The organism is Methylophilus sp. YYY-1, assembly GCF_029132825.1.
GTDB lineage: Bacteria > Pseudomonadota > Gammaproteobacteria > Burkholderiales > Methylophilaceae > Methylophilus > Methylophilus glucosoxydans.
In genome coordinates, this window is record NZ_WOVG01000001.1 from 1,164,669 (window position 1) to 1,190,913 (window position 26,245).

The 26,245-nt window shown below is 50.3% G+C and carries 35 protein-coding genes and 1 tRNA gene; 35 read left to right on the forward strand and 1 reads right to left on the reverse strand.

The window, feature by feature from the left end; genetic code table 11:
• The first annotated feature begins 225 nt into the window (after window positions 1-225).
• From GOC95_RS05595 to GOC95_RS05665, 15 genes are all read left to right on the forward strand, one after another.
• A complete protein-coding gene (locus tag GOC95_RS05595) occupies window positions 226-903 on the forward strand; it encodes a DUF2786 domain-containing protein (RefSeq protein WP_275356232.1) in 678 nt (225 codons plus the stop codon).
• A gap of 1 nt (window position 904) precedes the next feature.
• Window positions 905-1,312: a regulatory protein GemA gene (locus GOC95_RS05600; protein WP_275356233.1), complete on the forward strand. Its 408-nt coding sequence runs from the start codon at window positions 905-907 to the stop codon at window positions 1,310-1,312.
• A complete protein-coding gene (locus tag GOC95_RS05605; RefSeq protein WP_275356234.1) occupies window positions 1,309-1,548 on the forward strand; it encodes a hypothetical protein in 240 nt (79 codons plus the stop codon). The genes GOC95_RS05600 and GOC95_RS05605 overlap by 4 nt, the downstream gene beginning before the upstream one ends.
• Complete coding sequence (locus GOC95_RS05610) at window positions 1,523-1,921, forward strand: Mor transcription activator family protein (protein WP_275356235.1); 399 nt, start codon at window positions 1,523-1,525, stop codon at window positions 1,919-1,921. The genes GOC95_RS05605 and GOC95_RS05610 overlap by 26 nt, the downstream gene beginning before the upstream one ends.
• 10 nt (window positions 1,922-1,931) lie before the next feature.
• Entirely contained in the window at window positions 1,932-2,141 is a 210-nt protein-coding gene (locus tag GOC95_RS05615; RefSeq protein ID WP_275356236.1) for a hypothetical protein, read from the forward strand.
• 26 nt (window positions 2,142-2,167) lie between these two features.
• A complete protein-coding gene (locus tag GOC95_RS05620; protein WP_275356237.1) occupies window positions 2,168-2,695 on the forward strand; it encodes a hypothetical protein in 528 nt (175 codons plus the stop codon).
• Window positions 2,696-2,824: 129 nt separating this feature from the next.
• Complete coding sequence (locus tag GOC95_RS05625; protein ID WP_275356238.1) at window positions 2,825-3,166, forward strand: putative holin; 342 nt, start codon at window positions 2,825-2,827, stop codon at window positions 3,164-3,166.
• Window position 3,167: 1 nt separating this feature from the next.
• Window positions 3,168-3,863, forward strand: a complete 696-nt coding sequence (locus GOC95_RS05630; RefSeq protein WP_275356239.1) for a transglycosylase SLT domain-containing protein — start codon at window positions 3,168-3,170, stop codon at window positions 3,861-3,863.
• Window positions 3,860-4,453, forward strand: a complete 594-nt coding sequence (locus GOC95_RS05635; RefSeq protein ID WP_275356240.1) for a lysis system i-spanin subunit Rz — start codon at window positions 3,860-3,862, stop codon at window positions 4,451-4,453. The genes GOC95_RS05630 and GOC95_RS05635 overlap by 4 nt, the downstream gene beginning before the upstream one ends.
• A 228-nt stretch (window positions 4,454-4,681) precedes the next feature.
• A complete protein-coding gene (locus tag GOC95_RS05640) occupies window positions 4,682-5,017 on the forward strand; it encodes a hypothetical protein (protein WP_275356241.1) in 336 nt (111 codons plus the stop codon).
• Entirely contained in the window at window positions 5,014-5,307 is a 294-nt protein-coding gene (locus GOC95_RS05645; protein ID WP_275356242.1) for a hypothetical protein, read from the forward strand. Before GOC95_RS05640 ends, GOC95_RS05645 begins: the two co-directional genes overlap by 4 nt.
• A gap of 1 nt (window position 5,308) precedes the next feature.
• Window positions 5,309-5,830, forward strand: coding sequence for a phage protein Gp27 family protein (locus GOC95_RS05650; protein WP_275356243.1), 522 nt, complete (start codon window positions 5,309-5,311; stop codon window positions 5,828-5,830).
• Window positions 5,827-7,365 carry a hypothetical protein gene (locus GOC95_RS05655; RefSeq protein ID WP_275356244.1) on the forward strand — a complete coding sequence of 513 codons (1,539 nt, stop codon included), beginning with the start codon at window positions 5,827-5,829 and terminating at the stop codon, window positions 7,363-7,365. The genes GOC95_RS05650 and GOC95_RS05655 overlap by 4 nt, the downstream gene beginning before the upstream one ends.
• Before the next feature lie 151 nt (window positions 7,366-7,516).
• The gene (locus tag GOC95_RS05660; RefSeq protein ID WP_275356245.1) at window positions 7,517-8,998 is read left to right on the forward strand and encodes a DUF935 family protein; all 1,482 of its coding nucleotides are present in this window, start codon (window positions 7,517-7,519) and stop codon (window positions 8,996-8,998) included.
• On the forward strand, window positions 8,988-10,238 hold the full coding sequence (locus GOC95_RS05665; RefSeq protein WP_275356246.1) for a phage minor head protein: 1,251 nt from the start codon (window positions 8,988-8,990) through the stop codon (window positions 10,236-10,238). The genes GOC95_RS05660 and GOC95_RS05665 overlap by 11 nt, the downstream gene beginning before the upstream one ends.
• On the opposite strand, the gene GOC95_RS05670 is transcribed toward GOC95_RS05665, so the two are convergent.
• Window positions 10,226-10,303: transfer RNA gene (locus GOC95_RS05670), tRNA-OTHER, on the reverse strand. The two genes, GOC95_RS05665 and GOC95_RS05670, sit on opposite strands and share 13 nt — an antisense overlap.
• A 51-nt stretch (window positions 10,304-10,354) precedes the next feature.
• On the opposite strand from GOC95_RS05670, the gene GOC95_RS05675 reads away from it, so the two are divergent.
• The 20 genes from GOC95_RS05675 to GOC95_RS05770 all read left to right on the forward strand — a co-directional run bounded on the left by GOC95_RS05675 (window position 10,355) and on the right by GOC95_RS05770 (window position 26,180).
• The gene (locus GOC95_RS05675) at window positions 10,355-10,819 is read left to right on the forward strand and encodes a phage virion morphogenesis protein (RefSeq protein WP_275356247.1); all 465 of its coding nucleotides are present in this window, start codon (window positions 10,355-10,357) and stop codon (window positions 10,817-10,819) included.
• A gap of 245 nt (window positions 10,820-11,064) precedes the next feature.
• On the forward strand, window positions 11,065-12,231 hold the full coding sequence (locus GOC95_RS05680) for a hypothetical protein (protein WP_275356248.1): 1,167 nt from the start codon (window positions 11,065-11,067) through the stop codon (window positions 12,229-12,231).
• Between the two features lie 41 nt (window positions 12,232-12,272).
• Window positions 12,273-12,614: a capsid cement protein gene (locus GOC95_RS05685; RefSeq protein WP_275356249.1), complete on the forward strand. Its 342-nt coding sequence runs from the start codon at window positions 12,273-12,275 to the stop codon at window positions 12,612-12,614.
• 52 nt (window positions 12,615-12,666) lie between these two features.
• Window positions 12,667-13,725 (forward strand): hypothetical protein, encoded by a 1,059-nt coding sequence (locus GOC95_RS05690; RefSeq protein WP_275356250.1) that lies wholly within the window; start codon window positions 12,667-12,669, stop codon window positions 13,723-13,725.
• Window positions 13,726-13,791: 66 nt separating this feature from the next.
• The gene (locus GOC95_RS05695) at window positions 13,792-14,466 is read left to right on the forward strand and encodes a hypothetical protein (RefSeq protein WP_275356251.1); all 675 of its coding nucleotides are present in this window, start codon (window positions 13,792-13,794) and stop codon (window positions 14,464-14,466) included.
• On the forward strand, window positions 14,466-14,894 hold the full coding sequence (locus GOC95_RS05700) for a DUF1320 domain-containing protein (protein ID WP_275356252.1): 429 nt from the start codon (window positions 14,466-14,468) through the stop codon (window positions 14,892-14,894). Before GOC95_RS05695 ends, GOC95_RS05700 begins: the two co-directional genes overlap by 1 nt.
• Window positions 14,894-15,457 (forward strand): phage protein Gp37, encoded by a 564-nt coding sequence (locus tag GOC95_RS05705; RefSeq protein ID WP_275356253.1) that lies wholly within the window; start codon window positions 14,894-14,896, stop codon window positions 15,455-15,457. Before GOC95_RS05700 ends, GOC95_RS05705 begins: the two co-directional genes overlap by 1 nt.
• Window positions 15,458-15,465: 8 nt before the next feature.
• Window positions 15,466-15,648 (forward strand): DUF2635 domain-containing protein, encoded by a 183-nt coding sequence (locus tag GOC95_RS05710; protein WP_275356254.1) that lies wholly within the window; start codon window positions 15,466-15,468, stop codon window positions 15,646-15,648.
• Window positions 15,648-17,069, forward strand: coding sequence for a phage tail sheath subtilisin-like domain-containing protein (locus GOC95_RS05715; protein WP_275356255.1), 1,422 nt, complete (start codon window positions 15,648-15,650; stop codon window positions 17,067-17,069). The genes GOC95_RS05710 and GOC95_RS05715 overlap by 1 nt, the downstream gene beginning before the upstream one ends.
• Window positions 17,070-17,084: 15 nt before the next feature.
• On the forward strand, window positions 17,085-17,459 hold the full coding sequence (locus GOC95_RS05720) for a phage tail protein (RefSeq protein WP_275356256.1): 375 nt from the start codon (window positions 17,085-17,087) through the stop codon (window positions 17,457-17,459).
• Window positions 17,456-17,779 carry a hypothetical protein gene (locus GOC95_RS05725; RefSeq protein ID WP_275356257.1) on the forward strand — a complete coding sequence of 108 codons (324 nt, stop codon included), beginning with the start codon at window positions 17,456-17,458 and terminating at the stop codon, window positions 17,777-17,779. Before GOC95_RS05720 ends, GOC95_RS05725 begins: the two co-directional genes overlap by 4 nt.
• Window positions 17,780-17,951: 172 nt before the next feature.
• Window positions 17,952-19,754 carry a phage tail tape measure protein gene (locus GOC95_RS05730; protein ID WP_275356258.1) on the forward strand — a complete coding sequence of 601 codons (1,803 nt, stop codon included), beginning with the start codon at window positions 17,952-17,954 and terminating at the stop codon, window positions 19,752-19,754.
• A 53-nt stretch (window positions 19,755-19,807) separates the two neighbouring features.
• Window positions 19,808-21,004 (forward strand): DNA circularization N-terminal domain-containing protein, encoded by a 1,197-nt coding sequence (locus tag GOC95_RS05735; protein WP_275356259.1) that lies wholly within the window; start codon window positions 19,808-19,810, stop codon window positions 21,002-21,004.
• Complete coding sequence (locus GOC95_RS05740; RefSeq protein ID WP_275356260.1) at window positions 20,988-22,082, forward strand: phage baseplate assembly protein; 1,095 nt, start codon at window positions 20,988-20,990, stop codon at window positions 22,080-22,082. Before GOC95_RS05735 ends, GOC95_RS05740 begins: the two co-directional genes overlap by 17 nt.
• Window positions 22,072-22,620 carry a phage baseplate assembly protein V gene (locus GOC95_RS05745; protein ID WP_275356261.1) on the forward strand — a complete coding sequence of 183 codons (549 nt, stop codon included), beginning with the start codon at window positions 22,072-22,074 and terminating at the stop codon, window positions 22,618-22,620. The genes GOC95_RS05740 and GOC95_RS05745 overlap by 11 nt, the downstream gene beginning before the upstream one ends.
• Window positions 22,620-22,991 carry a phage GP46 family protein gene (locus GOC95_RS05750; RefSeq protein WP_275356262.1) on the forward strand — a complete coding sequence of 124 codons (372 nt, stop codon included), beginning with the start codon at window positions 22,620-22,622 and terminating at the stop codon, window positions 22,989-22,991. The genes GOC95_RS05745 and GOC95_RS05750 overlap by 1 nt, the downstream gene beginning before the upstream one ends.
• Before the next feature lies 1 nt (window position 22,992).
• Window positions 22,993-24,057 (forward strand): baseplate J/gp47 family protein, encoded by a 1,065-nt coding sequence (locus tag GOC95_RS05755; protein WP_275356263.1) that lies wholly within the window; start codon window positions 22,993-22,995, stop codon window positions 24,055-24,057.
• Window positions 24,054-24,623: a putative phage tail protein gene (locus tag GOC95_RS05760; RefSeq protein ID WP_275356264.1), complete on the forward strand. Its 570-nt coding sequence runs from the start codon at window positions 24,054-24,056 to the stop codon at window positions 24,621-24,623. Before GOC95_RS05755 ends, GOC95_RS05760 begins: the two co-directional genes overlap by 4 nt.
• A 10-nt stretch (window positions 24,624-24,633) precedes the next feature.
• Window positions 24,634-25,584, forward strand: a complete 951-nt coding sequence (locus tag GOC95_RS05765) for a hypothetical protein (RefSeq protein WP_275356265.1) — start codon at window positions 24,634-24,636, stop codon at window positions 25,582-25,584.
• An 8-nt stretch (window positions 25,585-25,592) separates the two neighbouring features.
• On the forward strand, window positions 25,593-26,180 hold the full coding sequence (locus tag GOC95_RS05770; protein WP_275356266.1) for a hypothetical protein: 588 nt from the start codon (window positions 25,593-25,595) through the stop codon (window positions 26,178-26,180).
• Window positions 26,181-26,245 lie beyond the last annotated feature (65 nt).

Sequence of the window (26,245 nt, forward strand, 5' to 3'; positions counted from 1 at the left end):
TGGAATGCAAAAAAAAGACTACGTGATTCTGGTTTATAACCCGTTTGGCAAGACATGGTTTTGTGAGCCAAGCGATGAGGATGATGCATCGGACTTAATAACGACTACCGATGCAGTTATGGCAGCTCGATATGATGACTTTAACAAGGCCAGATGGAGACTTAGAACCTTAGTAAGGCTACATCCTAAGCAAAGTTTCAAACTTGATGTGATTGATAGACAACCATGACTAAAAAAGAAGCGATCGACAAAATCAAAAAATGCCTGGCTTTGGCCAAGTCGGCCAACGAGCATGAAGCTGCTGCAGCTTTACGCCAGGCGCAGGCCTTGATGGAGAAATTCAATATTGAGGATGATGACGTTCTAGCATCCGAGGTCAGTGAGTTTTCTGCACGGTCAGCAAACCAAAAGCCTTCGAACTGGGAGGCCTGGTTATCCCAGGTGGTTGCTGAGTCATGTGGCTGCAAGCTGGTGTTTCGCAACTTCTTGAGTGCCGAGTATGTGTTTATCGGCTGCGGCATCTCAGCTGAGATCGCCACGTATGCCTTTCAGGTGTTGCACCGCCAGTGCAAAAAATCACGTGCGGAGTACATCCAAAACAAGCTCAAGCGCTGTAACCCGTACACTAAAACAAAGCGGGCAGATGTCTACTGTAGGGGCTGGGTACGCGCTGTGTCTGAAAAGATCACTGCACTGGTTTTGAATGACCAGCAAACAGCGGCCATCACTGCTTACATGAGTATGCGGTACCCAAAACTTAATGAGACCAAGCCGCGCGATCGGAACGACTCATCGCGCATGAGTAACCGTGCTTTTGATGATTTTGCAGCTGGCGCCGCCCAAGGTGCAAAAGCTGAGTTAAACCGTGGTGTAGCTGGCCAGGAAACACTGGCATTGGAGTGATATGGCTAAACCAAAACCACACCGCAACAACCAGATCGCGCAGATACACATCGCTCGTGCCCAGCTGGGCCTGGACGAAGAGACCTACCGCAGCATTATCCGCATGATGAGCAATGGCCGCACCGATAGCAGCGCCCAGCTTGACTATGCCGAGCGCAACAAGCTGCTGGAGCACTTTAAAGCCCGTGGCTGGAAAAACACCAAAATGGCCACGCCTTCAGCAGCTAAAAAAACCAACCAGCCGCTGATCACGAAAGTGGGCGCGCTGCTGGCCGATATGAAGCTGCCTTGGAGCTATGCCGATGGCATTGCCAAGCGCATGTATAACCGCGATCGCCTGCAGTGGTGCGAGGCCGAGGAGCTGCGTGGCGTGATTGCTGCGCTGGTTAAACGTCAGGAGCAGGCATGATTGTGATTGAAGTTGTCGAGGCGATGGCGTTTTTCGGGTTTGGTTACCTGGTAGGGTCACTGTTAAACCGTAAGCCGCCTGTCATTAAGCAGGTGATTGATTCAAAGTTTTTGGATGATTTGGTTGATGAACTAGACATTCATGCAGTCACAGAACATGTTGATCGATGCGGCATGGTGCTGATGCCTAAAGGATTTGAGGATATTAGACGTGGAAAATCAAAACGTTTACCCTGATCTGCCAGAGTCCCTGCAGCAGATGATTGATGCCATAGGCGAAAACGCCACGCTGGCATTGGTTGAGGCTTTCCCGGGCACGACACAGCGCTTGCCTGCCTTGAGCAACGTCAGCACGCATCACTTTGTGCCGGTGATCGGCGAGGTGCTGTTGATGGGCATGGTAAAAGCCCTTGGTGGATCCCGTGACCTGTACATCCCGCGCTGTCTGGATGGCATGCGCAAGAAGCGTGACCAGGCAATTGTGCGCGAATACCTGGCTGGGGCTAAGGTAAATGAGCTGGCTTTGAATTATCATTTATCAGACCGTCAGATCTGGCGCATTCTGAAGGAAACAAACATGCTGGATGAACGTCAGCAGGCGCTTTTTTAAGGGGATTGGTATGGCAAGAGTACAAAGCTCATTTTGTGACGATTTAATGCACCAAGAGTGCGGTGGTGGTTTGCCACAAGGTAAGCATTTTGGTGTGGTGACTACTGATGGCCGCTATTTTGCGATCCTGCTGGAAGATGGTATGCCTGTTGATAGGGTTGCGCATGCATTGATCGATATGGGCCAGGGCATGCTTTTACCGGCAGAAGTGAAAAAATAGACTGAGCATACTTTTAAGGAGGGCTTATGATTTATGCAGTTTTAGGGGTGAGTGCTTTTGTTGGTGGCTGGTTAGGCTGGGCAATAGGATGCAAGAAAAGAAATCTTTCGAATACGGTTGCGCATGGAGGGGGATTTATTGTTGCATGCCTGATGACGGCTATAGTGTTGAATCTAATTGCTGCTCCCTCTAAGGATGTAGTCGCAGAAACAGAAAAGACAGAGACATTTATTACTCCTCAAAACCTGAAGGAAGTCTCAGTAGATGTGATTTATGGCTGGCAAGATACCTTCATGAAAGAAGGCAAAGACAGCGCTTTTAATGAAGTGGTCAAATTGCAAAAGGTACTGCGTAGCTGGCCAGAATCACAACAGACTTTTGAAGAGCCTTGTTTTATGCAGCTGAAGAATGAAACAGCGCGTATTCTGAATATGATTGATGGGTTATCACCAAGAGGCAGCCCTGAGAACGCTGATTACAGATTAGAGTGCAGGAAGTCAATTAATTACGTTTATGATGCCAAGAGGGTGTCAAACGTCTGGCAGAATCTGTAATTCTTGAGCATTGTTGACCAATAATCATATTGGCAGTAGGCTGTAAAAAGGGGTCGCATTCGCGGCCCTTTGTTTTACCTGAAGCGTGTCAGTGTCGAGTAATCTCCCCTCAGCCTCTAACATGGAGGCATGAAAAAACCCTCCATTAAAGCCCCTCGCATGACCGATTGGTTACTGGTAACCCTGGTGTTGCTAGTGATCATTTATCGGGTTGCCCCTGAACAATTGCCGGTGTCGCTCTATAAGCTATCGCTAGTCACAATGGCTGGCTGTGTGGGTTATTGGATAGACCGCAGCGCTTTCCCTTATGCGCGGCCAGATGCGTTTATGTGCAAGCCGTTTAGTGTTGGCGGGCCATATGTGCCTGATAAGGCAGTTGATCCATCACAGCAGCTTGTATTTGCTGCCTCTATGTTGCGCCGGGCGATCATTATAGCTGCTGCCATGCTGGCAGCCAGCTTGGGGGCTTAGCATGAGTAAGCCTGATTCATTTTACTGGTATCTCCTCAATCATGCAGGCACAAATTTCCTTTGTAAATTCATGGTTTTCTACATGGTAGCCATTTTGGTTGGCGTGTTGCTCGCCTTTAGCCCTAATGTCCAGGCCGCTGGATTTTTGCCGTCAAACGCCATCAAATATCGTAGAGAGTTAACGCGCCTGGCGCATGCTGAGTGGGGCTTAAATGCCCCTATCCCTGTTTTTGCCGCGCAAATTCATCAAGAGTCAACCTGGAACCCTGCAGCCGTCTCCGCTGTGGGTGCTCAAGGCATGGCCCAGTTCATGCCGGATACCGCTAAATGGTTGTGTGAATCTAGCGGCACCGCCGCTAGTCAATGCCTCCCTCAAAACCCTGTCTGGTCCATGCGGGCGCTGATGCAATACGACAAGTGGTTGTATGCGCGGGTGTGGGGCTTGAATGACTACGACCGGATGTGGGCAACACTCAGAGCCTATAACGGCGGCTTAGGCTGGTGGCAACGCGAGGCTTTAATGGCGCCAGCAAAGCGCATGGCCACGCGTGAAGAGATCGATTCCTTCTGCGGCAAAAACCGGCGCCACGTCATGCACTGTAAAGAAAACCTCGCTTACCCGCACCGCATCATGAACATTTATCAGCCTCGCTATAGCGGCTGGGGCCGCATCATCATCCAAGGGGGTCAAGCGTGAATATCACTTCGCTCGATGAGTTAACCACCAAGCCATTGATCCCTACCTGGTTGATTGGGATTTTCTTTTGCATTGGCGTTTGCCTGGTTGTTGGTTTGTTGTATGCCTATGGGCAGCAGCAGTTTCATCGTGGTGAGGTGGCATGTGCATTGCCATACCTAAAGCGTGCCAATACCGATCTGGCCGAGGCGAATGACTTCATTATCAAATTGCAGAAAGAAGCACGCGATGCCGAGCTGGCGCATGTGGCCAGGCTGGCTGAAATGGACAAAACCTACCAGGAGAAAAAGTCAAATGAAAAAGCTAAGACTGACGCTGTTATTGCTAAGTTGCGCAGTGGCATTGTCAAGCTGCAGTACCGCACCCCAGCTGCCAGCAGCCAGCAAGCCAGTGCAGATTCAACCAGCGCGGCTGGCCCCGGCCCCGGCAGCAGTGATGGTGCCGAGACAAGCGAACTTCCGCCAACGCTTGCTGGAGATCTTTACGATCTCGCAGCCAGAGCCGACGAAATCACCGAGCAGCTCACCGCCTGCCAGCAAGTGATTGTTGAAGACAGGCGCGTGTGCGGCTTGGACTCGCCTACAGAGTAGACGCATGTCACGGCAGTTTGATTTTGCCTCAGATATGGAGGCCAGGGAGCGCGACAGCGTAGTTGCAGCCAAGCGCGAAGAGATAGCGTACATAACACAACCCGCATATTCACATTGTGAAGACTGCGGGGAAGAGATCGCCAAAGAGCGGCAGAAAATCAAGGGTGTAACCCGTTGCATTATTTGCCAGGGAATTAAAGAGAGTAAGGATATGCGAGGGTTGCGTTGATGGACATGGAAGCAGTCAAATTTGGGTTCCAAGTGTTGCAGTTCTTGGTGACTGGCGCCATAGGAGTTTACGTGTATATGTCCAAAAAGGACATCGTTACAAATGAACGGATTGGCAAATTGGAAAATGACATCGATCAGAAGATTGACCAGCACGGCGAAAGAATAGCGCGCTTGGAAGCCAAGGCTGAAAAGGCTCCAACCCATGAGGATATTGGCAAGGTCTACGACAAGATCAACCAGGTATCGGATTGCGTAAGCCGCCTCGAAGGGGAGTTTGCTGGCGCGACCAGGACGTTGCAATTGATACATGAAACATTGATGGAGCGCAAATGAGTTACCAGGACAAATTAAGAGAAGCGTGGCGGCTGCAAATGCTCAAGCTGCTTAACAGCCTGCCCAGCTACAAAGCCGGGCAGTATTTTCTTTATCAGTGCATGACTACTGGCGAGATCCCGCCACCTAGTGCAGACCAGGTCGAGACTGAAATGCACTGGTTAAGTGACCAGGGCTATGTTGAGCTCACAGCCGTTGGCCAAATGCAAGAAGCTAAGATTACGCAGCGCGGTATCGATATTGCAGAGGGCCGTTCTATTGTGCCAGGTGTCGCCCGGGTGAGACCTTGATATGGCAGGTAAATCATCCATCAAGCAGTTGGATCCTCGCATTAAATCGGCAGTGGATGAGGCTATCCGCGAGGGCCGTGCCACCATTGACGATATCGTTAAGCTGATCACAGACCTAGGCGGGGAGGCTTCGCGCAGTTCGGTTGGCCGCTACAAGCAAAAGGCCGAAGAGCAGATGCAAAAATACCGTGAGGCGCAAGAGGTGGCCAAGGTATGGGTGGGCAAGCTGCAGCAGGATCCTGAAGGTGACATTGGTCGGCTTCTTGCAGAAATGTTGCGCACCGTAGCTTTTCAGACCATTGGCGACATGGAGGCAGGCAGCAGCATGGATGTCATGCTGTTGGCCAAAGCGTTAAAAGACTTGGCAGGCGCCGATAAGTTAACTGCAGAGCGTATCCTCAAGGTGCGTGAAGAAGCCACCCGGGAGGCCGCTGAAAAAGTCACGGCAATTGCAAAAACCAAAGGCCTTACTAAAGATACCGTTGAGGCGCTGCGTGCCGAAATCTTGGGGGTAAGCCGTTGAGCATCATTGCTGACCAGGTTGCCGCAATCTATGCAGAGCAGGATGATCTGCCGCATGCTTTGCTGGGTTATCAGCAAGAGTGGATCGCGGACCAGTCGCCTTTCAAGATCATGGAGAAAGCGCGACGGACCGGTATCACTTGGGCCGAGGCTGCTGATGACGTATTGATCGCTGCCTCCGAAAAATCAGCCGGTGGCCAGAATGTGTACTACATCGGCACCGACCAAGAGATGACCGAGGAGTATATCCAGGCGTGCGCCATGTGGGCCAAGGTATTTAACCGCGCTGCCGGTGAAGTTGAGGAAGGCTTGTGGGAAGAGGATGAAGACGACAAGCATATCCGCACGTTTTCAATTCGCTTCCCTGAGTCTGGGTTCAAGATCATCGCACTTGCATCGCGCCCACGCAAGCTGCGTGGCCGTCAGGGAGTGCTGGTTGGCGATGAGGCAGCATTCCAGGATGACTTGGGCGAGCTAGTCAAGGCCGCGATGGCTTTCTTGATCTGGGGCGGTAAAGTTCGCTTGATCTCAACGCATGACGGCGAAGACAACCAGTTTAATGAGCTGATCAATGAGGTCCGCGCGGGTAAACGTAAAGGCACTGTGCACCGCGTTACCTTCCAGCAGGCCGTTGAAGATGGCCTGTATAAGCGCGTATGTATGCGCAAGGGCATTCCTTGGGTGGAAGAGGAGCAGATCAAGTGGGTCAATGATGTGTATGACTTTTACGGCGCAGATGCGGATGAGGAGCTGGATGTTATCCCGGCCTCCGGATCTGGCGTGTTCTTGCCGACTTCACTGATTCAATCACGCATGTCTGACAGTACGCCACTGGTGCGTGGCCATTGGGATAATGCGTTTGCCATGCTGCCAGAACACCGGCGCAGGCAAGAAATTGAAGAGTGGTGCAAAGACAACCTTCTGCCACATCTGATGCGCCTGGATAAATCCCGCCCGCATGTGTTTGGCCTGGACTTTGGCCGTAAGCGTGACCTGACAGTGATGCCAGTGCTGGCAGAAGCCAAGAACCTGCGCACACCAGTCGTGATATGGATTGAGCTATCAAACTGCCCCTACAAGGCGCAAGAGTACATTTTGGAGTATGTGGCCAAGCGCCTGCCGCGTTTCCGCAAGGCGGCGATGGATGCCACAGGCAATGGTTTGGCACTGGCCGAGTTTGCCCAGCAGAAGTTTGGCCAACTGCGCATTGAGGCAATTCACTTATCAGACAGCTTTTACGTTGAGCATATGCCGCACTTTCAGGCAGCGTTCCAGGACGGCTTGATGACCGACATCCCCCGGGATGATGAAATCCGAGACGATTTGAAAGCAATCAAGAAAATCAAAGGCGTGCCCAAGGTCCCTGCCAGTGAACGCAAGCAACGTGGCGGGGACAAGAAACAACAGCGCCACGGCGACGGTGCCATTGCGCTCTTCTTGGCTGACTATGCGATGAAGCAAGAAGGCTTCTCCCCAAGCGATTTGCGCAGCGCTGGACGCCGAGAGTCTATCAACAGCTTAAACGGGTTTATGTGATGAACTGGTTAAAAAGCATATTTATTATGACCTTGTCATCACCATTTGTATTCGCTGGTTATTTGTTTCAGGCGGCCAGAAGTGGTTTTAAGGCTGGTATTTATTGGCGCAAGCTACATGAAGATTGGTTTACAGATAATTGAGGTAAATTATGGCCGATGAAAACATTACCAAGCCAGAAAAAAACGAGATAGCCACCACGCAGGATGGCCGTGATATCACCCGGGGCTTTATTGATAACCTGCCATTGTTGGCACCGCAAGATAAGCTGCTGCAGCTCAAGGGTGCCGGTGATTTGCGCATTTACCAGGAAGTACTGCGCGACGATAAGGTAAAAACCTGCCTGGCGCAGCGCTTTAGCGCAGTGACTAGCCGTGGCTGGAATGTGAAACCCGGGGGCAATAAACTGGTAGATAAAAAGGCCGCTGAGTTTTTAACCGAGCAGCTCAATAACCTGCAGTTTGACGATATCACCGAGAAAATGCTTTATGGCGTGTATTACGGCTATGCGGTCGCTGAAGCGATTTGGGCCGAAGATAGTAGCCGCATTATTCCCCAGGCTATCAAAGTGCGCGACCGTCGCCGGTTTGGCTTTGCCCCGGATATGAGCCTGCGCCTGAAGACCATGCAAAAGCCTATGGGCGAGATCTTGCCCGAGCGTAAGTTCTGGTATTTTTCGTGCGGAGCTGATCACCACGATGAGCCATATGGCCTTGGCCTGGCACATTGGCTTTACTGGCCGGTGTTTTTCAAGCGTAGCGGCATCAAGTTCTGGCTGAAGTTTCTGGATAAGTTTGGTACGCCAACGGCACATGGGACTTACCCGCAAGGGACAGAGGAAGCAGAGCAGGACAAGCTGCTCAACGCGCTGAGAGATATCCAGAACGATAGCGCGGTGATCACCCCTGAAGGCATGATTATCAATCTGCTTGAAGCCACGCGCAGTGGCGCAGCCGATTATGCCAGCATGGTCCGTGTGATGGATGATGCCATTGCCCAGGTGATCCTCGGCCAAACAGCCAGTACCCAGGGCACGCCCGGGCGGCTCGGTAACGACCAGCTGCAGAGTGATGTGCGCCTGGATATCGTCAAGGCCGATGCCGATGTGATCTGCATGAGTTTCAACGCTGGACCAGCTCGCTGGCTTACCGACTGGAATTTTGCGGGGGCAGCTTACCCGACTGTATGGCGTGAGGTAGAAGAGCCGGAGGATCTCGATAAGCGTGCCGATCGGGATACCAAGATTAAACAGCTTGGCTTTAAACCGACGCTTAAATATATCCAGGAGAAGTATGACGGTGAATGGCAGGAATCGGCAGCGAATGACTCAACTACTCCCCCGGGCCCAGACAATAATCAGCAGGTGTCATTTGCTGAAGGCAATGAGGATCCGATCACGCTTGCGCAATCTGCACGTGAAGATCAATTGTCTGCAGAGGCTGCGCCCGCTTTTGACAAAATATTAAAACAGGTGCAACACCTGGTTGAGAATGCCGATAGCCTTGAGCAGTTACGTGATGACTTAATTGCTGAATTTGCGCAGTTGGATAGCGATAAGCTCACCAATGTGATGACAATTGCATTCTCTGCTGCAGAGCTTGCTGGTATGTCGGATGTGAGTGATGGCAATTAATGCTGTTTTAAAGAAGCCATTCAAAGAGCAAGCTGACTTTTTTAGCCAGAAAATCAACCTGCCAAGTGAGCGGTATGATGATATCAAGCTCGCTGCGCATGACCGCGCCTTTATTGTAGCCGGTGCCATGAAAGCTGATCTGGTGGCCGACTTGCGCAATAGCGTGAATCAGGCCATCGCTGAAGGTAAGAGCATTCAGTGGTTCAGGCAAAACTTTGATGCCGTTGTTGCAAAAAATGGCTGGACCGGTTGGACGGGCGAAGGCTCACAGAAAGGCCGTGACTGGCGCACTCGCATCATTTACCAAACCAACATGAGCACCAGCTACGCCGCTGGCCGTTGGACGCAGCTCAATGATCCTGATCTGCTAAAGGTACGCCCATACTGGCGCTATGTGCATGCGGATGGGGTACGTCACCCACGGCCCATGCATTTAAGCTGGAATGGCATTACCTTGCCGCATACCGATGTTTTCTGGAAAACACACTTTTGCCCAAATGGGTATTTATGCCATTGCCGCATTACTGCTGCCAGCGCTGCTGACTATAAAGCTGCGCAAGGCGATGGCAAAGGCCAACGCCCGGACAATTGGAATCAGATAGACCCTAAAACCGGCGCGCCGATTGGTATTGATAAGGGTTTTGATTATGCCCCGGGTGCAAATGTCAACAAACCAATGCAGTCGTTTGTTGATAGCAAACTGATCAAGCTCGATGCCCCGATTGGCGCTGCTATGTGGAAAGAGCTTGCTCCGGTAATTGCCAAAGAGCGGCAGGAAATGTGGTGGCAAAAGCTTGATGCACTTGACACAGCTAAACGCCCATCTGGTAGCTATACCGTGTTGGCCGCGATGGCGCCAGACACGCTCACCTGGTTAGCCAAGAATCAAAAGGCCATGCCGGTAAGTGCTGAAATTGCCGTGCCTGATTACCTTCCGTTTGGCGCTAAACAGGCTAGACACCTGGCAGCCGGCAATGCGTTAACTTTGGATGAATGGCGTAATGTGCCTGCGTTATTAAACGCACCAGGCGCGATTTATTACGATACCAGAAATGACACACTGATTTTTGTGGCTGAAGAAAAAGGGCCGGCCAAAATAGCTATTGAGTTTGATCCTCAGAAATCTAAAAAAACAGGCTTAAACCTGATACTGACTGCCTTTAGAGTAGACGACTACAGTATTGCTGGTGAGGTGAAAAGCGGAAACTGGCAGATTGTTGAGGTCTCCGGTCGCAGGTAGGAATCGAACCTACTTAAGTGATCGCAAAGCGGGAGCCACCCTGTTACCAATCGAGCACTGCCACCGAAGTGGTTTTATTATCGGCCTTTTATGCAAAAAATCAAGCGAGACACTCAATGATAGAACTCACCTGGCAGAACAGAGCTGTACTGGCTGCCCTTGGCCGCCTGGCTGAAGGCGCGGCAAATCCACGGCCTGCATTCTTGGCCATTGGGGAAGACTGGGTTGAATCAACCAAGCGCCGCTTTGATACCGGTACCGCGCCTGATGGCTCTCAGTGGGCCCCAAATAAACCCACGACACTTGCACGTAAAAAAGGCAATCAGCCGCTTGTTGCTGGTGGCACGCTCAGAGATCAAATCGCTTATGAAGCAGATGCAGAAGGCGTGACGATTTTCTCAACTAAAGAATATTCTGCTACCCAGCAGCTGGGTGCCGAAAAAGGATCATTCGGGCGGACGAAGCGCAACTCTCCCATCCCGTGGGGAGATATTCCAGCCCGGCCATATATTGGGATCTCCCCTGACGATGAGTTGATGATAGAAGGTAACGTCAGTGATTATTTAAACAGCCTGATTTAAGCACGTTTTTTTACAAGTAATTTTTAAGCGATTAAACGCGTTTTCTCAGTTTCAGGCTATATCGGTATTAAAAAATTCCGTTCTCAATTTTTAACGGGGGGTTAACGCTATTTTTGCCCCATGCGCGTGCATAGTTTTGACCGCAATTTTGTCCCGTGGTAAATTGTTTGCAGTTTCACCCCTCCCGCAATGACCTGACACGCGTCAGTATCGAGTAATGTTTCCCCTGCCTCTAACATGGAGGCATGACTAATCCAGCCCCAATCGAATTCTTCAAACCCGGCAAGCATGTCGACACCAGCGGCAAGGTTGTGCACGTCACTGCCGATCATTTGCGTGCAACGGCTGCTGCCTACAAACCAGAGCTGCATGATGCTCCTCTCGTTGTCGGTCATCCAAAAATGGACGATCCCGCATATGGCTGGGTTAAGGCCGTGCAGTTCAACGAGCAAACGCAACGCTTGGAGGCGATCCCGCACCAGGTAGATGCCGACTTTGCTGAGATCGTCAACGATGGCAAATACAAGAAAGTCTCTGGCAGCTTTTACCTGCCAGACTCCCCGGGCAATCCTGTGCCTGGTGTTTACTACCCAAAACACATCGGCTTCCTCGGAGCTACTCCGCCTGCAGTCAAGGGCTTAAAGTCTGCCAGCTTTAAATCTGCCAATTTTGCTGAAGAAGCAGAAGGCGTGGTCGAGTTTGCCGACTGGGATCAGATGACCATTGCCGGTTTATTACGCTCCCTGCGTGACTGGATCATCAGCAAGGACGGCATTGAAACTGCGGACACTGTTTTGCCTGCGTACCAGATTGAAAGCCTGCAGATCAATGCAGCGCAAGACAATGACGACGCTGATGATGGCGCAGTCCCTACCACCTCTTTTTCTGAAACCAGTAATCCTGGAGAACCTATGACACCTCAAGAACAAGCCCAAATGGATGCGCTTAAAACGCAAGTGCAGACCTTAACTACACAAAACCAGACCTTGACCACCCAAGTGGCCAGCTTTGCCGAGGCGCAAAAACAAACCTTGCACCTTGGCCATGTCAGCTTCGCTGAAGGCTTGATTAAGGCAGGCAAGCTGCTGCCAGCGGATAAAGACGCCACTGTGGTCATGCTCGATAAGCTGGCTGGCGATGAATCTACCGTTGAGTTTGGTGAGGGTGACGGTAAGCAATCGCAGACCCCGCTGGCCATTTACAAGGCGCAGCTGGAAAAAGCGCCGGTGCTGGTCAATTTTGGCGAGCATGCAGGTGCTGATGGTGATGCCGGTGATGGCACCGTATCTTTTGCTGCCCCACAAGGCATGGCTGTATCTAATGATAAGTTGGAACTGCATGCTAAAGCTACAAAGTATGCACAGGAGCACAATATCGATTTTATCGACGCTGTAAAAAAGGTTTCTGCCTGATTCATCCACCACTCACTTATTAATTAAACCAGGAGTAAATCGTGAGACAAGAAATCCCTCTTTTAAAGTTATCAATCGTCGCCACGGCGGCGCTGACGGCAAACCGTTTTGTATCTACAGCAGGCGGTGTGCCAGCTGCCGGTGCTAATGCTTATGGTGTAGCTGACTCGGATGCTGCCATCGGCGCCCGTGTAGCGGTTAAAACGCATGGCACATCAATGGTAGAAGCTGGAGCTGCTATTTCAGCTGGGGCGCTAGTTGAGACTGATAACCTCGGGCGCGCCGTCACCAAAAACACTGGCGTAAGTTTGGCGCGGCTCGCCCCTGGTGAGGTGGCGACAGTAGCAGGCCAGATCGTTGAGGTCATCCTGTTCCCTAACTAAACGCCGCTGGTTTTTTGTACTAATTTTGATTTTTCCTTAAAGGAGTTGTGAGATGAATGAAGTTTTGATTTTGGGTTTGTTGTTTTTACCTGCGTTGTTGTTATTTGCGTTGCCTTCGATGCGTAACCATCTTGGTTTGTATTTTGAAAACCAAATGTATAAATCTGGCGCTTTGATGTACGTGATGACGCCAGGCCAAGCGCGTGTGATTGATCCTATCCTGAGTACTGCTGCGCAAGGGTATAAAAATGCTGATTATGTTGGCCAGTATCTGTTCCCTACTGTTCCGGTAGATCAGCGCGGCGGCAAAATCATTACGTTCGGCAAAGAAGACTTCATGCTCTACAACACTGGCCGTGCGCCAGGTGGGGCTACCAAACGCGTTAACTATGGCTACCAAGGTGCACCTTATGCGCTAGAGCAACACTCTTTGGAAGGCCAAGTGCCATTTGAGCTGATGCAAGATGCAAACCAAGTGCCTGGTATCGATACGGGCAAGATGGCAGTGAACAAAACGCAAAATATCATTGCTTTGCGCCTGGAAAAAGCCCAGGCGGACCTGGCTACCAACCCGGCAAACTATGCAGCATCTAACAAGCGCGTGCTTTCTGGTACCGACATGTTTGATAACGCATCATCCAAGCCTGCGTCAATTGTTTCTGATGCCATTGAGACCGTGCGTAGCAAGGTTGGTAAGCGTGCAAATACGGTTGTGATTGGCGCTGCAGTATTTGCTGATCTGAAAAACCATCCTGAAGTGATTGACCGTATCAAATACACAGGCCGTGATGTCGTGACAGCAGAATTGCTGGCGGCTTTGTGGGATGTGAAGCGGGTATATGTTGGTGATGCAGTTTGGGCTGATGATCAAGGCACTTTTAATGATGTATGGGGCAAGTCTGTTGTAGTTGCTTATACCGAAATTGGTCAGCTGCAAGATCAAGGCCTGCCAAGCTATGGTTATACATACCAACTGCGCAATTTCCCAATTGTTGAAGAGCCCTACGTAGACCGTAATGCCAAGTCTTGGATTTACCCAGTGACCGATGAAGTGCAACCAGTCATTGCTGGTGCATTGAGCGGCTTCCTTATGACTAATGTGGTGGGATAAGTCAGGGTATTTATTAAAGCCCTCTGGATCCAGAGGGCTTGTGTAAATTCCATGAAAGGAAGCGACATGCAAACTAAGACTTATCAGTGTTTGGAGCCTATCCGCCACAACGGTAAAGATTATATGCCTCCAGGCACGATTGATTTGACTGATGAAGAGGCCAACCTGTTGGTTGATTGTGATGCTGTGGTTGAGATTGAGGGTGATGCAGAAAGTGATCCTCCAGCTGGCACTCCAAGTGGCGAAAGCACTGCAGCTGCCGATGCTTTAGCCGAACAAGCTGACAAAGAGACCAACCATGACCCACTGAATAATAAGGATGGTGGTGATGCCACTCTGGCAGCGCAGACAAACGCTGCTGCCAGCACGAATATTGAAGAGGCCAATGGGCCAGCCGCAGCAGAGGGTAATGCCTCTGCAACGCCAGAAGCTCCGGAGGCATCAGCCCCCGGAGCCGAAGGCAACCTTATACCTGCCAGTGCCGATGCCGTTCAGGATCCTGCCGATCCTGCCCCAGCGGTAGATTCTACCGCTGGGGGTGATGGCCAAACTATTCTTGACGCTGCCACTACGACTCTTGACGGGTCGGCCACCGGGGTGGTTGCCGCCCTGGTGGTAGCCGAGGCGCTAGAACAAGTTGCACCAGTTCAAGCCGATCAGGCTCCGGCCGATCCAGCTCAAGCAGATCAGGCTAGCTCTGAAGCACCCAAGAAAACACGCAAAGCGAAAGCTGCTGATTAATGAGTTATGCCACCCAGCAAGATATGGTGTCCCGCTTCGGTAATCGCGAGATGGTTGCGCTTACCGACAGGGACAACACTGGAGTGATTGATGCCAGCGTTTTGTCAGGTGGCCTGACGGCTGCTGATAACGAGATCAATGTTTATCTGGCTGGCCGCTATGATTTGCCCCTGGCCAGCACGCCAACCATTGTGCGGGACTTTGCCTGCGACATTGCCAGGTATCGTCTGTGCAGTAGTGAGGTCACTGAGACTAAAGAAATCCGCGATAGATATAAAGATGCAGTGGCTTTTTTTACCAAGGTGTCCCGGGGTGAGATCAGCCTCGGGCTTAACGCATTACAGCAACCGATTGTTGCGACTGCTGGTGGCGTTAAATCGATCAGCTCGCCCGGAGTTTTTACGGATGAAGCACTGGATGGTTATTGATGACTGACATTATCAGCCAGGTCGAGACCGCCATTATTACGGAGATTAAAGCAGCGGCTGGCATGGCATACCTTAAAACGGTTGATAGCTATGGCGGCCAGTTTGACGAAGATCTGGGCGAAGTCATACGCAGCTATCCAGCAGTCTGGGTGAGCTATGCCGGTGGGGCAAAGCCCAAGCCACTGGGTTCGGAAAAGTATTTAGTGCCAGCGACCTTTGTGACATTTGTCGCGGCGCGCAATTTGCGTAATGAGCAATCCACCAGGCATGGCTCTCCTGGTGAAGTGGGTACATATCAGCTTTTATCTGATGTGCGCACTTTGCTGATGCGGCAGGACTTTGGTTTGGCCATTGAGCACTTAAAGCCGGGCGCTGTACGCACTTTATATAACACACGCATCCGTAATGCGGGGCTCTCTGTTTTTAGTCTGGAATGGTCGACTGCATTTGTAGAAAAAGTGCCAAGCAAAGATGAGGTTGATTTGCTGAAGATTGGTTTGAATTACACCCTAAAACCGGGCGACGATATTCCAGACGCGTCCGATCTACTCACTTTAAGTTAGGAGTCATCATGTTTGTAGTTGCAGCCCCGGGTATCAAAGTGCCCAAAGAGGATAAACCTCATGACTATATTGAGCAGGAGGCCGTCGAGGTGTCAGATGACTCTGCGTACTACCTGCGCCGAATTAGTGATGGTGATTTGATTATCACCGAGCAGAAAACTGAAACCAAAAAAGCAAAAGGAGCTGAATAATGGCCAGCCCAAATATCTCTTTTGATAGCATCTCATCCAGCATTCGCAAGCCTGGTAAGTATTTTGAGTTTAATACCAAGCTGGCAGTGCGTACGCTGCCAGGTAACTTGCAAAAAACTTTGATTTTAGGTCAACGTTTAGCCAGTGGCAGCATTGCTGCAGGCGCAATTGTTGATGTGTTTTCGAGTGCGGATGCTGCGACCTACTTTGGCCGCGGCTCGATTGCGCATTTGATGGTGTTGGCCGCATTGCAGGCAAACCCTTACTTATCGCTTCAGGTAGTTGCATTAGATGATGCGGCTGGCTCTGTTGCCGCGACAAAAACGATTCCCTTTGTTGGCCCAGCATCGTCTACAGGGATCGCGCAACTGAATGTCGGTGATCAAAGCGTAGTGATTGCGATTAGTTCGGGTGACACTGCTAATAATATTGCCAGTGCACTGCAAGCACAAATTGCCAAGCAGCCAGATTTGCCCTACACGGCGACTGTGTCCACTAACACGGTAACGCTTACAGCAAAAAACAAAGGCACGCTTGGGAACCAGATCCCTGTCTCCCTCAGCATTACCGCATCTGGTGTCACTGCATCTGTTACAGCAGGCACACCCGGTGCAACGGATCCGACAATTACGACTGCGTTGGCAGCTGTGTTTAGTGCTGGCCATAACATTATTATTTCGGCCTGGAATGATGCCACCAATCTCACTGCGCTGCGTACTCACCTGGATAATGTGAGTGGCCCGCTTGAGCAACGCGGCGCTGTGGGTGTATTTGCGCACGTCGGTACGCTGGCAGCATCAACCACGCTGGCCAGCAGCGTTAACTCAGGTCGTATCACAGGTTTCTTGTTACCAACGGCTTACGACAACGTATTTGAAGTGGCTGCCGCCTATGGCGCTGTGATTGCCAGTGAAGAGGATCCGGCGCGGCCGCTCAACACTTTGCCGCTGACCGGTATTTTACCCAACCCGCTTGCAAACCGATTGATGCGTACTGAACAGGAGAATGCGCTCAATAACGGCATCACGCCAAGCGAAGTTGGCCCGGGCGATAAAGTACAAATTGTGCGTGCAGTCACCACTTATACACTGGATCCACAGGGGATCCCAGATATCAGCCTGCTTGATTTGACCACGATCCGTACGCTGGACTATGTGCGTAAAGCCGTGCGTGAGCGTATCAGCTTGCGTTTTCCACGTGAAAAACTGTCAGAACGTACTCAAGATAAAGCACGATCTGAGATCCTGGACGTGCTGTACAAGCTCGAGGAGCTGGAGATCGTCGAAAACGTGGATGCGAATAAAGCTGGCGTGATCGTTGAACGTGATTCGCAGGATCCTAACAGACTGAATGCGCGGATCCCGGCCGATGTGGTAAATGGATTGCATATCTTTGCTGGCCGCATTGATCTGCTGTTGTAACTAAAGGAGAACAATATGGCATTGCAAGAATATTTGGGCGCAATCGTGATGGAGGTCGACGGCCAAGAAGTCGAGATCGAGAGCGTGGATGTGACCGAAAAGACTGGCCGCAAGCTGGTCAAGACCATGAACAAAACCGGGCGTGCCAAGGGTTTTGCTAAAGGTATCGCTGAGTATGACCTGAAAGTCACGGCAGTGATCCCGTTAACTGGTGATCTCGACTGGGCGGCGATTGAAGGGGCTAAAATTACCATCTATCCGTTGTCGGCAGGTGGTAAACGCGAAAGCTACCTGGATTGTTTTACACTTGAGGTGGGTAAAAAATACACTGTCGACGGTGAAGCAAAGCAGGACCTTTCGATGGCTGCGTTGCGTAAGGTGAACGAATGATTACGATCAAAGACATTTTACCTGTTGGGGTTGAGCACAATGGCAAGGTGCACCGCGATTTTGAGTTGCGCCCTGCCAAGCTGCTGGACAATATTGAGGCGATTGAGGAGCTGGGTGACCAAGCCGCCAGTGCCTTGCGTCTGGGAACCGCTATTCTTGCGCGCCAGATTGTTTCTATTGGCGATATCCCGCGTGAATTGATTACAACTGACTTTGTGTATCAGCTGCTCGATGTCGATTATGATGCCCTCGAAAAAGCTCGGGAAAGCTTGCAAAAAAAGTTGATACCGCCGAAAGCGCCCTCAAAAAAACCAGAGTAGCGATTCTGGCTTTGCGCAAGCATGGATTTACAGCTGAGGAAGTTGTAAACATGACTGGCCCAGAGCTGGATTCGTATCTTGAAATCCTGATCGGTAAACAGTCAGCCTCACAGGGTGAGTCAAATACACGGCGGTTTGTGAATAAACGCCGTATCAACAAAAAGGGTTAACGATGTCCGCGAATAGCAATTTGGGCGTTACGCTGGCCCTGCGACTGCTAGATAAACTTTCACAACCGCTTAACCGTGCCTTGAGCATGGCTAAGCGGGATATGGATGCAGTCGAGAAAAGTGGCAATGCACTTAGCCGTTTATCAATGTCTACTCTGGTTGGTGGCATCAACCAGGTTACCCGCGCAGCTGCTGCTGCAGAGCGTGGTTTAAAGGCCGTTCAAACAGCAGGCCGGGTAGCTGCCGGCATTAGCGCCGGGGTATATGTTGCCTCGAGGCCTATAGAGCGGACAATGAGTTACGATCTGCGTTTGGCCAATATGTCCAACACGGCATTTTCGTCACTGGATAAAACTGGTCGTCAAGCAGGCATGCGACAACTTAATCAGGCGATTATCAAGGCCGTACGTGCGGGTGGTGGTGATCGTGACCAGGCTGCAGAGACACTTGATACCCTGATTGCCTCTGGCGCATTTAGTCCGCAGTCTGCAATGAAGATTCTTCCTCAGCTGCAGAAAGCAGCGACAGCTGCAAATACCAATCCTACTGATTTAGCCAATATCGGTATCCGTGGCATGCAAACCTTTGGTATCAAACCAGATCAGATGGGCGATGTGATTGATATGGCTATCATGGCAGGTCAGCTAGGTGGCTTTGAGCTCAAGGATATGGCCAAGTGGCTACCGCAGCAAATGGCTGCGGCAAAACTCAGTGGCATGACTGGTATGGGCGGAATGCAAAAGCTATTGGCCTATAATCAGGCAGCTGTGATTACCGCTGGTACCAAAGATGAAGCCGGTAACAACCTGGTGAACCTACTTGCTAAAATCAACAGCCAAGATACAGCTAAAGATGCGCAAAAACTGGGGATTAATTTGCCTGGTACCTTGGCTGCAGCGCAAGCTAAGGGCATGAATTCACTTGATGCTTTTGTCGGAATTGTTGACAGCATTACCAAGCGTGACAGTAAGTTTCAGGCATTAAAAAAACAGGCAGCCGCATCTAAAGGCGATACGCAGCAGCAAGCATTTGCTGCACAAGCGGATATCCTTGAGGGTTCAGCGATTGGTAAGATCGTGCAAGATCGTCAAGCCTTAATGGCGCTTGTCGGCATCATGAACAATCGTGAATACCTAAAAAATATTGAGGACAATATTGATCCTAGCACAGGTAAATCAAAAGGGTCTGCAGCCAGAAACTTTGATTTAATCTCAAGCACGCCATCCTATCAAACCGCCAGATTGGCCAATGAAAAAGCATTTGCTGAACAAGATGGATTTGGCGGGATATCTAAGGTCATTGGCGATGTATCATCCAAGCTGGCAGACTATGCACAGCATTACCCTGGCTTAACTGCAGCGATTACAGTTGCTGCTACTGCGCTCACTGCTTTAGCAGCAAGCGCCGGTGCAGCTGGTTTGGCGGGCATGCTCACTGGCAAGGGTGCCGGTGTGGTTGCCGGTGCCGCAGGTGCTGCTACTGGTATGCGTGTGACCGCTGCGCTTGCTGGCGGCATGCCATTAGGGCAATTTTTGGCCGCAGGCGGTGCAGGTGGCGCAGCATTGGCCGGTGGTGGCCTATTGGCTGCAGGGGCTGCTGGTTATGGGGTGGGCTCGCTACTTAATAAGGGCATTGGCTGGAGTATAGGCAAAATGACCGACGGAAACGCCAATTCACTTGGTAGCCTGATTTATCAATTAACGCACAAAGAGCAAGCCCCTATTAAAGTTACGGTCGACGTTAAAAACGGCAACATCGTGGCCGCAGTTAACCAGGAAAACTCCCGTTCTGCCCGACGCTATTAGAACTGACATGTGTCAGTATCGAGCACGGTTACGCGCGCGTGTAACCTCTCGCTATGGCTTGGGAAAATCTTCTTGATGCATCCTTTCGTGGGGTGCAATTTAATTGCGTCTCTACCGATGATGAGGCTGATCGTGCGCTTGCCGAGCATGCTTATCCATATGTGGATGGTGCAGATAATGATGATCTTGGAGAAAATGCCCGAATCATTTCTGTTGAGGCTGTCTTCTGGGGGGATAATTATGCTCGAGATTTAGACCTTTTTATGAAGGCTTTCCGGCAGCAAGGTGCCGGAGAGCTGATTCATCCTGTATTCGGCTCAATTAAAAACGCTCAGCCAGCTGGCTATAAAATCCATCATGAAGCTGATGATGCCGATTTTGCAAAAGTAAGCTTGCGTTTTAAAGAGTCGACGCCATCCCCTGACTTTTTCAGTATGCAGTTGCCTGGCCAAAAAGCCAGTGCAATATCAAGCTCAATACAAACTGTGCGTGACCGCGCCGCAGATGTGCTGGCCGCTGAAGTCTCAAAAATTAGCGGTGTTAACAATGTAACTCGGTTGGATCAATTACGCGGCTCGATGTTGAGTGTGTTGACTCAGTTGCGGCAGCAGGCCAGCCAGGTGATTTTGAGTGGGCTCGATACCGTGAATTATCCACGGGCATGGGCTTCTGACGTTTCTTCGCTTATCTCTGGCATCGTAGATCTACGTGTGTTTGATGTGAATACACTCTTTGGTGACTGGCGCTATTTGCAAGACCGGTTCAGCACCGCAATTTTACTGCCTGCGCAGTCTGGTCAACCTGTTAGTGATAGCCAATTAATCAATAATCATATTGCGCTTGAACAGGCGCTGGGCATGGCAGATACCACTCAGATTATTCTGGCATCCGAGGTTCAATCACCGACGTTAACCTCTACACAAGTAGAGTCAATTACCAATGCGCCACGAGCTGCTATTCAGGATGTAATCACTTCCTATCGCGATCAGTATCCAATTGAAACCTCACGCCCTGTTGTTGAGGCTTTAAAACAAACCGCATATAACCTGCAGGTGACTGCCCAGTCCGTGATAGAGGCAAAACCGCCGCTTGTTACCCGTCAGGTTGAAGCACCAGGTAATCTAAGGTTGCTCGCCCATAAATGGTATGGCGACCATAACCGCGCCGCAGAGTTATTGCGCCTGAACGGCCAGCTACGCCAGCCTAACTTTATCAGCACTGGAGACCAGCTTAATGCCTACTCTAGATAAAGTGACTGTATTGATCGGTAACCGGGCGCACCAGATCTGGGAGAGTTACGACATTCAGTCGGATCTGATGACGCCTGCTGATGCGTGGCATGTTAGCTTGGGATTAAAAACCGGCCAATTGCCGGATTTTGTTGAGCCCTGGTCGCCAGTTGAAATAAAAATTGGCAATGACACCGTGATGATTGGCCGCGTTGACGAGCTTGCTGATGCTGTGACCAAGTCAGAGCGTACGCTTTCGATGTCTGGCCGTGATGGCGCGGCGGTGTTGGTAGATTGTGCGGCGCCAATTTGGGTGGCCCGTTTGGCCTCGCTAGAAGAAATTGTAGCTAAGGTCGTGCGGCCATTGGGCATTCATAAGGTTGTGATTGATGCAGAAGCAACCTCCCGCCGTGAAAAAATCAATGTCGAGCCTGGCGATAGAGCTTGGGATACTTTAAGGAATGCAGCTGAAGCTAACGGATTATGGCCGTGGTTTACACCGGATGGCACATTGGTGATCGGCGGCCCAGATTACTCAGCCCCAACAGTGGCGACGCTGGTGATGAACCGTGATGGCAAGGGAAATAACGTAGAGGAGCTTGAGCGTAAACGCAGCGCATCTAACCGGTATTCTGAGGTCACTGTCCTTGGCCAGACGCATGGTACTGAAACTGAAGAGGGCAAAAATGCACTTAAAGCTACAGCTCAAGATTCAGGCGTGAGTTGGTATCGGCCGCAAGTGGTGGTCGACCATGAGTCAGATAGCGCTGCCATCTGCCGTGATCGCGCCCGTAAATTGCTGGCGGATAGCAGGCTTTCATCCTTTGAACTTGTGGCCAAGGTAAAAGGCCACCGCATAAAAGAAGGCGGCGCTTTGTGGACGCCCGGTCAGCGTGTACATGTTGTCTCAGAGCCGCATGGTATCGACGGGGTATTTTTCCTTATGTCTCGACGCTTTACAGGCAGCCGTCAAGATGGCCAGCGTACAGAGCTAATGCTTAAAGAAGATGGAATCTGGGCGCTTGATGCGCATCCGCATAAGCGCAAACACCGTCGCGGCAAAAATGATTCGCCCGGGGAGATCCTCGATGTGGGCTGATGTGGATAAACGGATAAAGCGGGCGCTTGGCAGTATGCGTCTGGCATTTAGAGGGCGCTTAATGCGCGTGAATACATCCCCAAGCGTCGCCCTGGTTCAGGGGGAAGGCCTCAAGCTTGAAAAGCTGCAGGATAACGAGTTGTTTCAGGATTACGGCTTTACCTCTAATCCCCCCCCAGGGACTGAAGGCATTGTGTTGCCGATTGGCGGCAAAACGGTACACGGCATTGTGATTGCAACCGAGCATGGAAGTTATCGCTTAACTGGTTTAAAAAGCGGTGAGGTGGCTCTATATACCATGTTTGGTGACAGTATCGTATTGCGCCAAAACCATGAGATAGAAATTGTAGCTGCCAGTGAATTAAAAATCACTTGCCCACTTGTGACTATCAGTGGAGATCTTAAAGTTAAAGGCGACATTATTGATAAGTACGATACTCAAAATGAAACTGTTGCCAGTATGCGAGATATATATAACTCGCATACGCATAACGATCCTCAAGGCGGATCAGTAAGTACTCCTAATGGATTAATGTAATGGATGCCTGGATTAATCCAATTACCCGCGACTACCAGTTAACAGCTGGTGTTGTCACGCGGGATCCTGCAGAGGGTCTAGCCAATGCGGTATATCTGCGCCTGATGACGCCATTGGGTAGCTATTGGGATGACCCAACCATTGGCAGCCTGCTGCATACGCTTGAGCGCGAAAAAGATGTTAAGCGGGTAAGCGTGTTAGCTAAGCAATATTGCGAGCAAGCGCTGCAGCCGATTATTGATGATGGCCGTGTAACCGGTATTGCTGTCTCTACCGAGCAGCCGCATAACGGTTGGTTAAATTTACTGATAGAAGTCACTGCGGCAAGCGGTCGCCAGCTGACCTTTAAACACCCTGTGAAGGTTTACTGATATGCCATTTAATACCCCTGACTATCAGGCCATTAGAGACGGTATCCTACGCGACATCATCAACCAGGTCCCCACTGCGTCAGTCGGAAAAGATTCTGATTTTGCTGTGCGAGCTAATGCTAATGGTGCGGCCATTGAGGGGTTATACCAGCACCAGCAATGGATCATGCGGCAGATATTTCCTGATACCGCCGATTCAGATTATCTGGAAAAGCACGCCGGAATGCGCAAACTCACGCGTAAAGTGGCCACGTTTTCTACTGGCACTATCACTTTTAATGGCACGCCAGGTAGCACAATTCCGGCGGCCACCGAGGCTAAAGATGTCAATGGGACTGCATTTGTCACAACCGCATCCGGTACGCTGGATGGCGCTGGCAATGCAACAATCGCTGCACAGGCATCGATTGCCGGCACAGCAGGAAATCTTGCAGCTTCTACTCCGTTAACCCTTACCGCAGCACCAGGTGGTGTGTCGTCGAGTGCGCTGATTGCAACAATGGCAAATGGTACTAATGCGGAGTCTGACGCCTCGTTGTTATCTCGACTGTTATTTGTACTGCGTAACCCGCCTTGCGGTGGTGCGTCGCATGATTATTATACCTGGGCGATGGATGTCCCTGGTGTCACGGCTGCCTATGTTTATTCAAACCGGCGTGGCATTGGAACTGTGGATGTCATTATTTTGACTGATACGGGGATTCCTGGTGCGCCATTGATTGCAGCTGTTCAAGTATCTGTTGATAAGGCTCGTCCAGTATGGGCAGAGGATGGATTTTTGGCATTAGCGCCAACAGCTGTCACCGTCAATATTGCAGGTAATTTAACGATTGCTGCTGGCTATGATGCAGCAACGGTAAAAACTGCGATTAATAAGGCGTTATCCGCTTATTTTTCAACACTCAAACCAGGTGATAAGGTTTATTTAAATCGCATTCGCGCAATCGTCTCTAGCACACCTGGCGTTATCGATTTTAATTTAACGACACCGACTGACAATGTCACTACGCTTGTTGATGCTACGCATAGCGAAATTGGTGTATTGGGGACCGTGGCCTGGTCATGATGCACGCTGAACTGTTGAAGCTGCTACTGCCGCCAGTCTCTTATGACAGCACGGGCGCTTTGCTTGACGCTGAGCTTATTGCTGAAGGTAATGCATTAGATCTTGCAGAGTCGAGTGCCGACCAGATCCTGATAGAGGCAGATCCGCGCACAACTACTGTTATGTTTTCGGACTGGGAACGTGTGTACGGCCTGCCAGAAATCTGTGTCACTAATTCCGGCATTGTGCAATCCAGTCAAGAGCGTCGTGCCGCGCTGGTGGCTAAAGTCATTATGCAAGGTGGCCAGCATGAGCAGTTTTATATCGACCTGGCCGCGTCACTCGGTTACACCATCACTATCACCAAGTGGGCGCCGCAAAATACAGAGCACGACACCGAACATGCCGTGACTGATGAGAAATACCGCTTTATCTGGCAGGTTAATTCTGCCCTCAATACCATTCGCGAGCTCACCACTGAAGATGATACAGAAATGGCCACTGAGGTTTGGGGTAACACTCTGCTGGAGTGCACCATGAATCGATTTAAGCCCGGGCATACCTACATTATTTTTGCTTACACATAGGAGAGCAAACATGCAAAGAGTTAAACGTAGCACCGCAGTACCGGTGATGCCAGCGCCACCTAGTGGTGGCACGCCTGGTTATTTTGCTAAACCGGATCCTGCAGGCGGCGTACCAGCCACTGTGCCTGGTTATGAGTGGTACAACGGTTTTCAAGAGGAGCAGTGCAATATCGTTGAGGCTGCAGGTTTTGCTCTTGATGAAAATGATCATAAACAATCATTAAAATCGATTGTTAATAGATTGATATCAGGTAAAGCGCTACCAACTGAGAACATTGGTCCAATTTGGCATGACGATTACAACAGCATTATGACTTGGCAGGTTTTTAATGCGAATGGTGCAGATTTCACAGGTTATGCCTCTGTATTGATTGGTTCAATGCTTTTAGATACACAAGCAACACCTCGCCCTGGATATTTTAAAACTGGTACCGCAAATCTTAGTCGTTCCACTTATGCTGCAGTAAGAGCATGGGGAAAACATAATGGATTATTTGTTTCTGACAGTCTTTGGGTAGCCGGGAATATCGTATTTTGTGATAACTCTGATGGGTTAACATTTAAGGCATATGACTTGCGGGGGGAGTTTCTTAGACTATGGGATGATAGTAGAGGTATAGATCCTGGCCGAGCTTTCGGCTCTAGGCAAGCAGCTTCATTAATTGCAACGGCCATTGGTCCTGACGCACTGCATAACCTGGTTGTTGAAGGAGCAACAATTAATAATGCGACGGTTGCAGAGTTCAATGCAGCAATGGGTACTGATAGTGTTAATGATGCTGACTATGCATCAAGTTTAAAAGGTTTGTCTGTCGTAAGTTCTACTGGATCTTATCCAGGTAACTCTTCATCTATCACGCCATCGGCAAATTTAGCCAGGCCACTGAACAACAATACTGCAACAACAGTTGGTGCGTCGCGGCCTAGAAGCACTGCCGTTGCTGGCATGGTTAAATTTTAGGAATCATCATGGATACAAAAATTGTTTACAACTACTCTCCTGAAGCGCCACATGTCTACACAGGTCCGCAACAATGTTATAAAACATCACTAGATCAGGATACATGGCATTGGACAGGCCTTGCGCTAGAGAATGAACCGCCAGCAACTGCAGCAAATCAAATTGCAGCAGCCAACGCTGATTTTACCGACTGGGTAGTGATTGCCGATTTTGTTGGTTTTAAATACTGGCTTGCGGATGGTTCAGAGCATGTCATTCATGATTATGGTTTCAGTCCACCAGCAGATGCCTTGAGCGAAAAGCCAGTCACATCTCCAACTCAAGAGCAGTTGATCACTCAATTCACAGCTGATATTCAAGATCGCTTGAATAGCTTTGCCCGTACACGCAATTATGACAATTGTCTTAGTTGTTGTACCTATGCTGGATCTGTAGTCGAAAAGTTTGCAACTGAGGCTGCATATATGATTTCTCGTCGTGATGCGCATTGGCAACTTGCATATGAGATTTTGGCTGATGTGAATGCAGGTTCAAGACCTATTCCAAGCAAGGAAGATTTATTTAATGAGCTTGGGCCATTGGAGTGGCCAAATTAAAAGAAACAGGGCGAGAGCGTTAACTATAGCGAGTAGTTAACACCCCCGTCTCACCGTAATGTAGC